This is a genomic window from Mycolicibacterium stellerae, from assembly GCF_003719305.1.
Lineage (GTDB): Bacteria > Actinomycetota > Actinomycetes > Mycobacteriales > Mycobacteriaceae > Mycobacterium > Mycobacterium stellerae.
The window spans coordinates 274,574-286,346 of record NZ_RARC01000004.1; the positions used below are offsets into that span (position 1 = coordinate 274,574).

General features: G+C 66.4%; 13 protein-coding genes. 1 reads left to right on the forward strand and 12 read right to left on the reverse strand.

Going from position 1 to position 11,773, the window contains the following annotated elements; translation table 11 throughout:
- Window positions 1–15: 15 nt before the first annotated feature.
- From D6M19_RS08530 to D6M19_RS08565, 8 genes are all read right to left on the reverse strand, one after another.
- Window positions 16–423, reverse strand: a complete 408-nt coding sequence (locus D6M19_RS08530) for a hypothetical protein (RefSeq protein ID WP_123024737.1) — start codon at window positions 421–423, stop codon at window positions 16–18.
- 19 nt (window positions 424–442) lie between these two features.
- Window positions 443–1,015, reverse strand: coding sequence for an ATPase (locus D6M19_RS08535; protein ID WP_123024738.1), 573 nt, complete (start codon window positions 1,013–1,015; stop codon window positions 443–445).
- Window positions 1,016–1,031: 16 nt separating this feature from the next.
- Window positions 1,032–1,442 carry a TA system antitoxin ParD family protein gene (locus tag D6M19_RS08540; RefSeq protein WP_123024807.1) on the reverse strand — a complete coding sequence of 137 codons (411 nt, stop codon included), beginning with the start codon at window positions 1,440–1,442 and terminating at the stop codon, window positions 1,032–1,034.
- 85 nt (window positions 1,443–1,527) lie between these two features.
- Entirely contained in the window at window positions 1,528–2,475 is a 948-nt protein-coding gene (locus D6M19_RS08545; RefSeq protein ID WP_123024739.1) for a lytic transglycosylase domain-containing protein, read from the reverse strand.
- A 17-nt stretch (window positions 2,476–2,492) separates the two neighbouring features.
- On the reverse strand, window positions 2,493–3,323 hold the full coding sequence (locus D6M19_RS08550) for an LLM class F420-dependent oxidoreductase (RefSeq protein WP_123024740.1): 831 nt from the start codon (window positions 3,321–3,323) through the stop codon (window positions 2,493–2,495).
- Between the two features lie 377 nt (window positions 3,324–3,700).
- A complete protein-coding gene (locus tag D6M19_RS08555; protein ID WP_123024741.1) occupies window positions 3,701–5,629 on the reverse strand; it encodes an ArnT family glycosyltransferase in 1,929 nt (642 codons plus the stop codon).
- Between the two features lie 66 nt (window positions 5,630–5,695).
- The gene (locus tag D6M19_RS08560; protein WP_123024742.1) at window positions 5,696–6,943 is read right to left on the reverse strand and encodes a glycoside hydrolase family 27 protein; all 1,248 of its coding nucleotides are present in this window, start codon (window positions 6,941–6,943) and stop codon (window positions 5,696–5,698) included.
- Between the two features lie 76 nt (window positions 6,944–7,019).
- On the reverse strand, window positions 7,020–7,559 hold the full coding sequence (locus tag D6M19_RS08565; RefSeq protein WP_123024808.1) for a M15 family metallopeptidase: 540 nt from the start codon (window positions 7,557–7,559) through the stop codon (window positions 7,020–7,022).
- A 150-nt stretch (window positions 7,560–7,709) separates the two neighbouring features.
- On the opposite strand from D6M19_RS08565, the gene D6M19_RS08570 reads away from it, so the two are divergent.
- A complete protein-coding gene (locus D6M19_RS08570; RefSeq protein ID WP_123024743.1) occupies window positions 7,710–8,735 on the forward strand; it encodes an HAD-IIA family hydrolase in 1,026 nt (341 codons plus the stop codon).
- Between the two features lie 4 nt (window positions 8,736–8,739).
- On the opposite strand, the gene D6M19_RS08575 is transcribed toward D6M19_RS08570, so the two are convergent.
- From D6M19_RS08575 to D6M19_RS08590, 4 genes are read right to left on the reverse strand one after another with little or no spacing between them, the layout of a single operon-like run.
- Complete coding sequence (locus D6M19_RS08575; protein ID WP_123024744.1) at window positions 8,740–9,579, reverse strand: hypothetical protein; 840 nt, start codon at window positions 9,577–9,579, stop codon at window positions 8,740–8,742.
- Window positions 9,576–10,325, reverse strand: coding sequence for a DUF6390 family protein (locus tag D6M19_RS08580; RefSeq protein ID WP_123024745.1), 750 nt, complete (start codon window positions 10,323–10,325; stop codon window positions 9,576–9,578). The genes D6M19_RS08575 and D6M19_RS08580 overlap by 4 nt, the downstream gene beginning before the upstream one ends.
- Entirely contained in the window at window positions 10,322–11,467 is a 1,146-nt protein-coding gene (gene hypD, locus D6M19_RS08585) for a hydrogenase formation protein HypD (protein WP_123024746.1), read from the reverse strand. The genes D6M19_RS08580 and hypD overlap by 4 nt, the downstream gene beginning before the upstream one ends.
- Before the next feature lie 29 nt (window positions 11,468–11,496).
- Entirely contained in the window at window positions 11,497–11,769 is a 273-nt protein-coding gene (locus D6M19_RS08590; RefSeq protein ID WP_123024747.1) for a HypC/HybG/HupF family hydrogenase formation chaperone, read from the reverse strand.
- Window positions 11,770–11,773: the final 4 nt, after the last annotated feature.

Below are 11,773 nucleotides of genomic sequence, written 5' to 3' on the forward strand. Positions count from 1 at the left end.
CAGGTTAGTGACCGGCTACAGGGTGGCGGTGATGGGCCCGAGGATCTGGCAGTTGTCCGCAGGCAGGGTGGGCACGATGATCCCGCAGCCGCGCCCGCGTGACGCGTAGGTCGCGCCGGGTTGGTAGGGCTCGGCGTAGTAGGCCTGTGCGGAGTCGGTGCCCTGCATGCACGAACCGCCCTGCTGACCGGCAAGCTCAACACACGCCACGCTCTGATACGGGCTGGCCGCGACGCCGCAGACCGCCGAGGTGATGGTGGCGGTGACCTTGCTGACGCCGTCGACCTGCACCACATGTGGAGGCGACAGCGTGAAGCCGCACGGCGGCGGGGGCATGGGCTCGGCGTGCGCGCCGGCCGCGCCGACGACGCCCGCCAGCGCCAGGGTCAGGGCCGCCAGGGACGCCACACCGGCTCGCATCATGGGTGGATGGTAGTCGAGGTCACCACCTGGTGGACAGCTCCTTCGGGGTCCATTCGGGCCACGTGGAAAGGCCAACGGCGAACCCGCCGCTGAACTGCGCGACGATGCGCGGGCCCTTAAGGCCGCTGTTGTCGTAAACGGTGGCGGAGTCAGACCGCATGATCGCAGCGGCGACGTGCGCCCAGAGCCGTCGATAGCGTTGGCGTATCTTGTCTTCCGGCACGTCGTGCCCGCCCGCGCTGACGCGATGCCGGACGCGCTGCACCGCCAATTCCTCCGGGATGAGAAGTGCGTGCAGCACGACGGTGTAGTCGGCAGCGCGGGCCACGTCGATCAATTCGAGCTTGGACGGATGCGAGAACACCGTCTCGGCGATGAAGGACCGGCCGAGTTCGATCAGCTTGAATCTGGTATCGGCCGCCACCCGTGCGGCGTCGTACGCGTGTGCGGCGGGATCGTCGGGCCAGCGCTGCCGTGCGATCTCGTCGGCGTTGACGAACACGGATTGCGGCAGCAGCGGGGCAAGTGTGAGTTCGACGAAGGTGGACTTACCCGCTCCATTGGGCCCGACGACGAGATCAAGCCGGTTCATCGGGTGGTCGTGCTGGTCACTTCTTGCGTCGAGACGGCTTGCGCCGCGCAGTCAGCACCACGGAGCTGCCGTCGGGTCGGTGCTCGACGATCTCACCGGATTCGTTGAGAGCAACGGTGGTGATACCGCGTCTGGCCAACACGTCGCCGTAGTTCGATTGGGCGAGGTTCTCCTGGATGGCCGCGGCTACCTCGGCGTTGAACACGACACCCTCCTCGACGCTGAGTTCGCGCAGCTCGAGATCTCCGGCGAGGGCCTCTTCGACCCGCATGCGTGCTGCGGTGTGCCGACTGGATACCTCGCGACCGACCCGCGCCCAGTGGTCGAGTTGCTGTTTGGCCGATCGGCTCTGTCGTGCGCCCTCGGCGGCCGCGCTGTCGAGGAGATCAGCGGCAAAGCGGGTGACGCGGTCGGTGGTACCCGCCATCATCGCCTCCATATGTAGCAGTGTGTAACCAAGTGTAGCAGTGTGCTACATACGACGGCCTCGACGAATTCGATCACGCCTGGCGTCACTGCGGATGGGTCGCCAGGTACTCCTTGACCGGAACCGGCGTCGACGATGCATAGCCGATGGGCAGCAACAGATCACCCGCGGTCGTCTTCAGGTAGACCTCCCAGCGGTAAAACCCGGTGAACGCTGCGGGATCGGCGGCGAGCACCATCGCGTAATCGTTGACCGCCCGGACGTATTGAGCGGCATGGTTGTAACGGTAAATCGCTTGGTCGCGATCGCCGGTGAAGCCGTTGGCGGCAAGGTAGCGGCCTGCCGCCATAATGCTGTCGCGGGGTGAGTAGATGTCGCCGCCGTCGCCGTATGCGGCGAAGGTCGACGGCAGGAACTGCATGGGGCCTTGCGCGCCAGCGCTGCTCGGGCCGACGACGCTGCCCAGCCGGGTCTCGATCAGATTGATCGCGGCCAGATAGTTCCAGCCGACGCCCGAAGCGGCTTCCGCTTCGCGGTAGTAGCTCAACAGTTCATCGGCGGGCGCCGGGGCAACGATGCGCCAGACCGGGATCGTGTCCCTGGTCTCCGCCATCGCGGTGAGCTGCCGACGCGCGTCGACGTTGAGGTCGTAGATCTCCAGTAGCGGGGCCGGGATTCTGGGGCGGGTGATCGCGTCCAACTGGCCGTCGCGCCCGATGGCGCGGTAGGCCGCCTGCTGGCGGCGCGCCGCTGCCTGCAGTGCGGCCTCGGGCGTGGACGGGTCGCGGAGCGCCTGTTCGTCGGCGACGAGGTCGTCGGCCAGCTGCGCAGGATCAGACGCCAGTTCGGGCTGCGCGCCCGCGGGCTTGGGTGTCTCGTCGTCCAGCAGGCTCACCGTGGGAGGCGCAGACGGTGCCGCGCTCGGGGCAGCGGTCGGTGCGGGCGGCGGCGCCGGAGGCGGGCTGTGCGTGCACGCGACCAGCGCGAGCCCGATCGCGGCCAGCGCCAGCGGGTTGCCCCGTTTTCCGCTCACCGCACGAAGCGTATGTCCTAAGCGCGGTACTTTTCGACCGCGGCGGCGTAGTCGTCGAGCAGCTTCAGAGACTCGTTCTCCGGTTTGGTCGGCAGCAGGAGCGCGACCCGTCCGTAGCCGAGCTCATCGAGGGCAGCCCAGTAATCGGCATCTATCGGAGTGCCGAACGTCGCCAGCGGCACGTCGTGGCCTGCTCCGTCGCGCATCTGCTCGATGCGTTTCCTCAGGTGCTCCGCGGGGCTCGGATTCGATATCCAGCCCGCGTCGTGCCTGATCACCCGCTTGACGGTGGCATCGGAGTCGCCGCCGATGAAGATGGGCGGGTGCGGCGTCTGCACGGGCTTTGGCCGCAGGTAGGACGCGTCGAAATCGACGTAGCGGCCGTGGAACTCGGCCGGCTCGTCGGTCCACAGCGCCCGGATGGCTTCGATGCGTTCGTCGAGTAGTGCGCCGCGTGTCTTCGGGTCGGTCCCGTGGTTGCTCAGCTCCTCGATGTTCCAGCCCGCGCCCACACCGAACACGAATCGGCCACCCGAGATCAGGTCGATGCTCGAGGCCTCTTTCGCGGTGATGATCGGGTCACGCTGGATCAGTAGCGCGATCCCGGTGATCAGCTCGATCCTCGACGTCACGGCGGCTGCCGCCGCGAGGGTGACGAAGGGGTCGAGAGTCCGGTAATAGATCTGCGGCAGTTCGCCGCCCATGGGGTAGGCGGACTCGCGGCTGGCCGGAATGTGTGTGTGTTCGGCGATGGCCAGCGATTCGAAGCCCCGCTCCTCTATTGCACGTGCCAACGTCACCGTGTCGATGGTGTCGTCGTTGACGAACGTCGAGATGCCGAACTTCATGCCGCCTCCGGGGATCGATTACTGCCACGTTCCGACGTCAGGTAGGCGATTGGTATTCCCCGAGCCTGCCAGGGCTGTGGTCCGGTGATCAGACTAGGGCTTCGCGATTTCACTCAGACGTGATGTGCCGATCGTCGTGAGCATATCGGTGTGGGTCGGGGTCGCCAGTTCCTTCTTCCTGTTGAGGTGCAAAGGATGCCTGCCGGGGTGCCCGCCTCTGAGCGACAAATTCGCTGTTGCCGAAGAGCCAACAGTGGCCCCGTCCGGTCGAGCGAATCTGTCGCCCGAAGGCGGGCAGGTCGACGCGTGCAGCGCTGCGGGCCGACGGGTGGATACGTGATCGAGAGCGCCCTGCCCGGTGTAGTCGCGTTGCGGTTTCAGTGGCTCGGGGCCGAGAGGTCGTACACGGTCGCGGAACCGGCGCGCACCGGCAGGAAGTTCGCCGCGACCCATCGGGTGATGTCGGTGTGCTGCTGGCGGCCATGGCCGCGGGCGGTGTCGGGTGCGATGTAGTAGCCGATCCGGTGGTTGGTCACGTCGTCCTGGAATTGGCGCAGTGAGGGCACCGGATCCGAGCCGGAGAACCCGCCGATCGCCATCACCGCGGTGTTGGTGGACAGTTCGAGGCCCGCCGCCGCCGATGAGCCGTTGATCGCGGCCGACCACTGATTGTGAGTGCCCTCGAGCAAATCCTGGAGCGCAGTGTTGTCCGCGTCGTCATCCATCCAGCCGCCGCGCCCGAACCCGTTCCCGTCTGCGACCGCTGGCCCGACTCTCGCGCCTCCGCCTTCATGGGACTGGCCGATCGTGGCGAACGTGTATGAGGCCGATCCCGCGCCTGCGACGACGACGGCGGCCGCGAGGCAGACCTTGGCCGCTCGCCGACGGTGCGGCGAACCAAGTGCCACCAGCAGTGCGATGGTGGCGGCGATCGTCACGGTAAGGATTGCCCATCGCAACGCAGGCAGCCAGTCCGCGTTGCGGCCGAGGAGCCACCAGCTCCATATCCCTGTCACGAGAATCATTGCGGCCAAGGCACTTCGGCCGAATATCGTGTGACGCAAGCGCCACGCCTCGCTACCGCCGATGGCGACAAGCCCTGCCATCGCGGGTGCGACCGACAAGCAGTAATAGGGGTGTGCCATGCCCTTCATGTAGCTGAGCACCAACCCGTCGATCAGCAGCCAGCCGCCGAACAGGATTGCGCCGCCGCGGGTGAGGTCGGCGCGTCGCGCCCGTCGGCGCGTGACGACGACCACCACCAGCGCGAGCAGAGCCGCCGGGAGCAGCCAGCCGATCTCGAAGCCGAACTCCCCGGAGAACAGCCGTGTGATGCCCGCGCCCGCGCCGCCGAACGCGTTGAAGTCGCCGTGACGCACCGACGATATGCGAACGTCGGATCCCAATGCGGAGCCGATCGACGGGCCGAACATGAATGCGCCGCCGTGATCGCGGCCGAGTACTCGCGCGAGCCCGTTGTAGCCGAGGACCAGGTTCATGAAGTTGTTGTCGGTCGAGCCGGCGAGATACGGCCGCGACGAGGCCGGCCACAGCAGCGTCAGCACCACGAACCAGCCCGCCGACGCGAGGCACGCGAGCGCCGCTGCGCCCACGTGCAGGAGTCGCCGCCGCAGCGTCGTCGGCGCGACGATCATGTAGGCCAGCCCGATCGCCGGTGCCACCATCAGGCCCTCCAGCATCTTCGCCAGAAAAGCGAAACCGAGTGCCGCACCGGCCAACGCCAGCCACTTTGCGCTGGCGCGCTCCAACGCGCGCACTGTGCAGTAAGCGGCTGCCGTCATGAGCAGCACCATGACGGCGTCGGGGTTGTTGTATCTGAACATCAGCGCCACTACCGGAGTCAGCGCGAACAACGCGCCTGCGAGTAAACCCGCGTTCGCCCCCGCGATGCGCCGGACGGCGCCGTACAGCAGCGCAACGGACGCGACGGCCATCAGTGCTTCCGGCACGAGCATGCTGGCGCTGCTGAAGCCGAACAGCTGACCCGACAGCCCCATCACCCACTGCGACACCGGAGGCTTGTCGACGGTGATGAAGTTGTCGGGATCCACCGATCCGAAGAGCAGCGCCTCCCAGTTCTTCGAACCCGCCTGCGCGGCGCCCGCATAGAACTGGTTGCCCATCCCGTTGACGGTGATGTTCCACAGGTAGGTGACCGCCGTGGCGACCAACAGAACGCCGAGCGCGACGCGACGGCGATTGACTTCGCCGATGCGACGTCGAATGCGAACCGGAATCTGGCCCGCAGCGTCAGCAGCGGTGGGCGCCTGCAGCGTCGAAGTCATATCCCCATTGGGCAGGCGCAATCGGTGTCGCGGCTATGCCCACGTTGGAATGTTCCTGTGAATAGGTCACCCGCAGGTGTTCACCGTGAACATCGCCACGCCGTGTGACGGAACATGCACAGGACCGATCGCGTCGGTGCTGTCGCTTTCGGTATGCGACCAGAGATCGCGCACGCGGTAGCAATCGGCGGCTGGCAGACCCACTGCCTCTGCCGTGGTGCCGATGTCACCTGCGGCGTTGCCCGCGTTGGTCAGCGCCACGGCGACCGCGCCGCCGGCGAGCGGCTTGACCCAGACGCGTGGATCGCTGTCGAGCGGGCGCCCCTGCGCGACAAGCGGATCCTGGTCGACGGCGATGACGTCGCGGTTGGTGAGGATGGCCAGGGTCTGCGGTCTCATCGCGCGGACGTCGTTGCCCATAAGCAGTGGTGCCGCCAGCATCGCCCACAGCGATAGGTGCGCCCGCTGCTCGATGTCGTTCAGGTCGGCCTGCGCCGGTCCGAGGGACATCGTCGGGTGCGTGCGGACGAACTCATTCCACCCGAGCCCGATCACCATCATGTCGGGATCGTTGATATGGGCGGGGCTGCTCTTGTCCGCCTGCGGGATTGCGACGCCCGCGCCCTGCACCACGCCAGCCAGACCTCGAGACCACAGCGCGTCGTCGCCCCATGCGGGGACCAGATCGACCGAGTTGCGGTTCATGTCGGCGATCTTGGACCAGTCGTATCTGGTTCCGGCGCCTGCGTCGTTCGAACTATTCGGGTTGATGCTGTAGAAGATGCGACGACCCGTGGCGCGCAGGGCATCTCGCATCGCGGAGAAGTAGTGCACCTGCTGCGCGTGGGTGGCCTCCGGCCGGCACCAGTCGTATTTGAGGTAGTCGACCCCCCAATCGGCGAATGTCTGCGCATCGATGCGCTCGTGGCCGGCCCCGCCGATCCGTGGATCTTGACCGCAGCCCTGGTTGAACGGGCTGTGGTAGATGCCTAGATACATATGGCGATCGTGGGCGTAACGGGCCAGTGAGGCTATCCCATGCGGGAAGCGGGCAGGGTCTGCCGCAAGCTTGCCGTCCTCGTCGCGGGTCGATGCCGCCCAGCCGGCGTCGAGGTTGACATAGCGGTAGCCGGCGTCGCGCAGACCCGACGCCACCATCGCATCGATGGTTTGCGTCACCGTCTGCTCGGTCAGCGGTATTCCCGAATTCCAGGAGTTCCAGCCCATCGGCGGAAGCATCGGCGCGCGGCCAGGCGCGCTGCAGCCTGCGGCGCAGACGCAGACGCAGACGGCGAGGGTCAGAAGGCGGCGCACCGCCCCAGCGTGGCATCCCGTCCTGGCAATGACGTTGGGGGTCGGCAATGACGTCGGGGGCGGGTGGCTTGGCGGGTCAGCCCGCGGCGTTGGGCCGCAACGGTGGGCACGCGCCGCCATAGTCGCTGGCCAGCTCGAAATGCCAGATCTCGTTCGCATAGATCTGACACAGCCCGAACGCCGAGCCGTTACGGATCAACCAGTTGTCGGCGCCCGCGGGGCCGACGTCCACAGCTTTGCCGATCACGTGCTTGGAGATCTGCGGGGACGCCACGTACTGGCTGGCGATCTCGGCGTTGCCGTACTGGACAACGGCGTCGTCGAACAGTTGCTGCTGGAACTCGGGTGACCGCCATCCCGACGTCAGGCCGACGCTGACGCCCTGGGCGGCGGCGCTGTCGGCGGCCCGCTCGATGGCGTCCAGCAGCGCGGGATCGAGGCGGTACACGGCGGGGCTGGAGAGGTCGAACGGGCTGACCCGCTGGCCGTCGGGGAGCCCTCCCTCGGCGCTGTAGTCCACCGTCGCGGGATCGGCTGACGCCTGGCCTGCGGCGCCCAAGGCGGCAAGCATCATTACCGCTGCCGTCTGCGCTGCGATAAGCCAATTTCGCGACATCTGCACATCGTCATTATCGGTGGCGGAGGCTTCCTGGACGAAATCTCATGGTCAATGCGGTTCGGCGACGCTCACCTACGGGATCACCGGGCTGGGTGTTGCGTGGCTCCGCATTCGGTGCAGGCGCAAGCCGAGAGCTAAAGTCGTTCTGTGAGTGCATGTTTCGGCAGCGGAACCCTCGCTGGGCAGCATGATGGTCTGCTTCTCGACCTGGATGGCACGCTCTACCGTGGGTCGACTGCAATCGAAGGTGCTGTCGAGGTACTTGAACACATCGGTGCTCGTCGCGTGCTGTTGACCAACAACGCCTCGCGATCGTCTGCGCAGGTCGCAGACCATATGCGGGCAATGGGTTTTGCGATCGGCCCAGGTGACGTCGTGACAAGTGCCCAAACGGCCGCGCGCATGCTGGGGCAACAACTCGAATGCGGATCCAAGGTCTTGGTGATCGGCACCGATGCCCTCGCCGCCGAAGTGGCCGGTGTCGGCCTCGAGCCTGTCCGCTCACAGAACGACGGGCCGGTCGCCGTCGTGCAGGGTCATTCGCCGGACACGGACTGGGGGTGTCTGGCCGAGGGAGTGCTGGCGATCCGAGACGGCGCGACGTGGATCGCGTGTAACGCCGATGCGACCTTTCCCACTGAACGTGGTCTGGTGCCAGGGAACGGCTCCATGGTCGCCGCCCTGCGCGCCGCGACTGGCGCAGAGCCGCTCGTGGTCGGCAAGCCGGCACCTCATATGGTGCGAGAGGCATTGAGCCGAGGGTGTCTCGAAGCGCCTCTGGTCGTCGGCGATCGACTAGAAACGGATATCGCGGCTGCCAACTGCGCCGGGTTGCCCAGCCTGCTTGTGTTGAGCGGGGTCAGTTCGGCTTCCGATGCCATTCACGCCGCCGCCGATTGCCGGCCGAGCCATCTTGCGGAGGACATCGGTGGCCTCGCTCTGCCGGTCGACTCTGTGCGGATCTCGCCGCAGCCAGGCTGGCACGTCGAGATCAGCGAAGCTGAGGTGACGGTCACCTCGGCCAATGGCCATTTCCACAGCGGACTTTCGGTGATTCGTGCCATCGCGCACGCGGTTTGGCGCAGCGGCCTCGATGGCCGCCGTCCGGTTATCACGGCCGGCGATCGGTACGCGCAGCGCGCACTCCGGAGGTGGGATCTGATCGACGCGTGACGGCTCAGTCGGCCTGCAACTGCGACGCCAGGCCGGGATCGATGCGGGCGCGGGTGCGCACCGATGCGCAGGTTGCAGCGACGATCGTCGCGGCATCGGAGTCGTGGCCCTTCGGGATGAGGATCGCCCCGCTGTCGGGATCCTCCCGGTGTGCCATCAGCCAGTCATAGAGCAGCCAGTCAAGCGCGGAGGCGACGGTGAACGGGTCGGCATCGTCGGCGGTCGCCCCGGCCACGCAGGCCTCGATAGCCTCGCGGTGTTCGCGCCTGGCGGCGTCCTTGTTCACCCCTGAGCTATCGAAAAGCATCATTGACAGCGTCAGCGGATACCGTTGTCCGGTTTCGGACCTCAGCACCCACCGGCCGCCCTTCCACGGTCGTTCCTCGTCGACCATCGCCATCTGCCCGAATCCGCTCATGACGCCCATCGACGGCTCGTCGAGTTCGCCGTCGAACGGCGCAGATCCGAGCAGCCCGATGGGGAAGCGTGCGCGGATAGAGAAAAGCGCGGCGGTGCCGATGATCTTGCCTGCCCGCACATCGGGGATGATCCCGCTGATCTCGGCCGCCAACGCGTAGTCGCGCATCAGCCAGTCCAGGTTGCGGTGCAGGTCCACCAGCTCATCTCGTTCGTCGGGGTCGGGCAGCCTGCCGCCACCGAGAAGCTCGCCGAACCGCCCCGCGGCGATGATCAGCGCATCGTCGAGCGCTTCGAGGTGGGTGGCCACCAACCTGTCGGGCTCCTCATCGTCGATCACCAGGTCCGGCAGGGTGGTGGGCGTACCGTCCGGCGTCACCCACCGGAATCCGATCTGACCGTCGGCCTGGACGATTCGCGGCCTCACGACGGACTCGAGCTCAGTCGGCGGGTGGTGGCGTGCAGCTGTCGGTCGGTGCTGACTTTCAGTCGTGCGAGGTGCTCGGGTGTTAGTCGGTCGCATACCTGTCGCCAATGCAGTGCGACGAGATCGCCTGGCTTGACGGCGATGTCGCTGCGCGCCGCGGCGGTCGCGTCCACGGTGCTCTCCTCTGGTGCTGACAGCGAAAGGACCGGGCGCCTCCAGCGCAGGCGGGGGGACGAGACAACAGCGGTGGCACCGTCGGTCGACACCACGGTGCCCCAGGATATCCGGCAGTTGTCGAGGATGGACAGCGGATGCTCGTCTGCGCCCTTGCCGAGCAGGCGCGACCACGGGTAGACGCCGAACACGTGAAAGCAATGGTCCGGTGAGGCCCCGTCGACGAGGTCTTCGGTGAGATGACTCCAGTAGTGACCGGCTTGCGGAGCGATGATGTCCAGCAATTCAGTGGTGAAAGTGGCCGGGTTCAGCTCGGCACCGATGCCGCCGCCGAGCCAGTACGAGTCGACCAGCCGATGGTCGAGCGGATCGGAGATGCCCGTCATGCGTGACGTCACTTCGAGATACGGCCACGCGCCGGTGAATTGCCTTGCTGCCTTCTCGATCTCGGCACGCGAGCCGGTCAACATCCTCGAGTCCTGCGGTCCGCAGTAACCGAGTTGGTTCGGGGCGAAGGCATAGCGCGCGAACATCTCCGCACCCCGGGTGCCGGTGATGTCCGCCGTGGTCATGCCCGCGCGCCCTGCCCGATCAACGCCGCGGCGTCGCGGTGCAGCCTGCCGAAGTTGTAGTACGCGGCGCACGCGCCCTCCGGGGAGACCATGCATGTGCCGATCGGTGTCTCCGGAGTGCACGCCGTGCCGAAAACCTTGCACTCCCACGGCTTGAGAACACCTTTGAGGACTTCGCCGCACTGGCAGGCCTTCGGGTCGGCGACCCGGACCCCTGGCAGGGAGTATCGGTGCTCGGCGTCGAAGTCGACCAGTTCGTCACGCAGTTTCAAGGCGCTCTGCGAAATGAATCCCAGTCCGCGCCACTCGAAGTGGGGCCGCAGCGCGAACACCTCGGCCATCAGGGCCAGGGCTGCCGGGTTGCCCTCTTCGTTGACGACGCGCGAGTACTGGTTCTCGACTTCGCAACGGCCTTCGCGGATCTGCCTCAACAGCATCGCGATCGACGCCAGGATGTCGAGCGGTTCGAAGCCAGCCACTACCAACGGCTTACCGTAAACCGCGGGGACGAACCGGTATGGCCGGTTGCCAACGACGGTCGAGACATGGCCGGGGCCGAGGAAGCCGGACAACCGCAGATCGGGGGACTCCAGGATCGCCTTGATCGGCGGCACGATCGTGACGTGGTTGCAGAACACCGTGAAGTTCTTGATTCCGAGTTCACGCGCACGCACAAGGGTGACCGCGGTGGACGGCGCAGTGGTTTCGAATCCGATCGCGAAGAACACGACCTGTTTGTCCGGGTTGTCGACGGCAATCTTGAGCGCGTCCAGCGGCGAGTAGACGAACCGGACATCCGCGCCGCCCGCTTTGGCGTCGAGCAGGCTGCCGTTCGAGCCGGGCACCCGCATCATGTCGCCGAAGCAGGTGAAGATCACGTCTTGTTGATGAGCGAGCCAGATCGCGTCGTCGACCCGACCCATCGGGATCACGCAGACTGGGCAGCCGGGGCCGTGCACCAGTTCGACGTTGTCAGGCAGCAGGTGTTCGATGCCGTGCCGGTAGATCGTGTGGGTGTGCCCACCGCACACCTCCATGAACTTGAAGTGCTCGTCGGCGCCACCGGCGGCGGCAAGTGTGTCGATGGCGGCCAACAGCTTTCGCGCGGAAGCCGGGTCGCGGAATTCGTCCACAAAGCGCATTGTCTTCTCCCGAACTCAGATGATCGAACTCAGATGATCGACGACGAGTCGAACGCTTCGATCTCGTCGGCGTAGGCCTCGCCCAACTTCTTCACAGCGGCGAGGGTCAACAAGGCCTCCGTCTCGTCGATCTTGGCCATCGCGAAGCCGACATGGACCAGCACCCAGTCGTCGGGCGCGGGCATGTCTTTCTCCAGCAGGCGCACGCTGATGATGCGACGGACCCCGTTGACATCCACCTTGGCAAGGCAATTGGCCGCGTCGGTGATCTCCACGATCCGTCCGGGAATTCCCAGGCACATACGA

Coding starts and splice junctions, on each gene's coding strand:
- D6M19_RS08540 (WP_123024807.1), bottom strand. CDS start 1,442: ATGGCGGGTACCACCGACCGCGTCACCCGCTTTGCCGCTGATCTCCTC.
- D6M19_RS08565 (WP_123024808.1), bottom strand. CDS start 7,559: ATGTCGCGAAATTGGCTTATCGCAGCGCAGACGGCAGCGGTAATGATG.
- D6M19_RS08535 (WP_123024738.1), bottom strand. CDS start 1,015: ATGAACCGGCTTGATCTCGTCGTCGGGCCCAATGGAGCGGGTAAGTCC.
- D6M19_RS08550 (WP_123024740.1), bottom strand. CDS start 3,323: ATGAAGTTCGGCATCTCGACGTTCGTCAACGACGACACCATCGACACG.
- D6M19_RS08580 (WP_123024745.1), bottom strand. CDS start 10,325: ATGACCACGGCGGACATCACCGGCACCCGGGGTGCGGAGATGTTCGCG.
- D6M19_RS08590 (WP_123024747.1), bottom strand. CDS start 11,769: ATGTGCCTGGGAATTCCCGGACGGATCGTGGAGATCACCGACGCGGCC.
- D6M19_RS08530 (WP_123024737.1), bottom strand. CDS start 423: ATGATGCGAGCCGGTGTGGCGTCCCTGGCGGCCCTGACCCTGGCGCTG.
- D6M19_RS08555 (WP_123024741.1), bottom strand. CDS start 5,629: ATGACTTCGACGCTGCAGGCGCCCACCGCTGCTGACGCTGCGGGCCAG.
- hypD (WP_123024746.1), bottom strand. CDS start 11,467: ATGCGCTTTGTGGACGAATTCCGCGACCCGGCTTCCGCGCGAAAGCTG.